Source organism: Flavobacterium undicola (assembly GCF_009909155.2).
Classification (GTDB): Bacteria; Bacteroidota; Bacteroidia; order Flavobacteriales; family Flavobacteriaceae; genus Flavobacterium; species Flavobacterium undicola.
Genome location: NZ_JAAAPM020000070.1, coordinates 1 through 1,656, shown reverse-complemented (window position 1 = coordinate 1,656; position 1,656 = coordinate 1). Strand labels below are relative to the sequence as shown.

The window sequence follows — 1,656 nt, the reverse complement described above, 5'->3', positions numbered from 1 at the left end:
AAGGCACATTCATAATAACACAAATTATTGTTTTTCAATAAAATACACCATATATTAGAAGAAACAAACCCCGAAATTGCTCTATAAGAGTCAAAAACGGGGTTTTTCTTTATATGCGATGCCAAAAATAATACGTTTAAGCGAATTTCAATACGAAATTCCAATTTTTACCATCAATAAAGATTTTGATGGTTTTTACGCCCAATTTCTAAAAACCGATTTGGGTAAAATTTACCTTTCCATGCCTTTTTCTGAGCTTGGTCAAACTTTCCAATTGAAAGATTCCCAAAAAGGAACTCATAGTTATTTTAGTCCCAAAGGAAAAATTGCTTTGATGATGCTAAAAAACTATTATGGTTGCTCGGATAAGAAACTAATCGAGCTTTTGAATGGAAATATTTTTATGCAGTTTTTTTGCGATATTTTGATTCCCATGGATAAACCGCTGACCAACTTTAAAATCGTGAGCCAAATCAGAATGGAACTTTCTAAGGGTTTAAACATTAGAAAATCTCAAGCAATATTAGCTAAAAGTTGGATTCCTTACATGAAGGATTTGGACAAAATGTTTACTGATGCCACTTGCTATGAGAGTGAAGTACGTTTTCCAACCAATCAAAAATTGCTTTGGGAATGCGTTCAATGGAACTACAAACAAATGGAATCATTGTGCCGTATTTTGAGAATCAAATTACCTAGAACCAAATATTTGGATTGGAGCAGACGATATAACGAGTATTCTAAAAAGAGAAAAAAGCAATCAAAATCTAAAACCAAAGTTACCCGCGGACTACTGAAGTTATTGTACAAACTTAACGGGGAGCTCAGTAAAATTGAGAACCAAAACTCCTTTGAAGCTACGGAAAAATACAAGCGACAACGAGCCATTATTGCCAAAGTTTACGGGCAACAAACACAAATATTTAAAACTGGGAAAAGTGTTCCTGACAGGATTGTAAGCATTAGTAAAAGTTACATCCGACCAATTGTACGAGGAAAGGAAGTCAAACAGGTTGAATTTGGAGCTAAAGTGAACAAAATTCAGATAGACGGAATTAATTTTATTGAACACATCCAATACCGGGCTTTCAACGAAGGAACCCGTTTGCAAAGTAGTGTGTTTTGCGCCCAAAACCTGACAAAAACCAAAATAAAAATGCTGGGAGCTGATGCCATTTATGCCACCAACAAAAACAGGACATTTACCTCTAGTCATAAAATCCAAACTGATTTTGTCAGAAAAGGAAAAGCTGGCAAGAACGAAGAGCAACGTAAAATTTTAGCCAAAGAAATTAAAAAAGAACGCGCCACCCGACTGGAGGGAAGTTTTGGTAAAGAGAAGGAACATTATAACCTGAAAAAAATTAAGGCCAAAACTCAGAAAAGCGAGATACTTTGGATTTTCTTTGGAATCCATACTGCAAATGCCTTAGAAATCGGAAGAAGGATTTTTAAAAAATCGCTAGAAATAGCGGCTTAAAAAAAATAAATTAATCTAGTGGGATAGCTATGTCTTGTCGGTAGCCAAAATCTATTTTTCAACCTAAAAAAATCCATGAAGAACCTCGAAAAATCAAAATGACCAAGATTGAAAAATCAAAATCGGTCATTTTTTTATTTTTTACTCAAAAGTTAACTTACTTCTGAATGTGCCTA

Annotated in this window: 1 protein-coding gene; it reads left to right on the top strand. The window is 34.2% G+C overall.

Translation table 11 applies throughout. From position 1 onward, the window contains the following. The first annotated feature begins 118 nt into the window (after positions 1-118). On the top strand, positions 119-1,480 hold the full coding sequence (locus GTZ96_RS18375; RefSeq protein ID WP_235973066.1) for a transposase: 1,362 nt from the start codon (positions 119-121) through the stop codon (positions 1,478-1,480). Positions 1,481-1,656 lie beyond the last annotated feature (176 nt).

Excerpts from the sequence above, each read along its gene's own strand:
- GTZ96_RS18375 (WP_235973066.1), top strand. The coding sequence starts at position 119 with ATGCCAAAAATAATACGTTTAAGCGAATTTCAATACGAAATTCCAATT.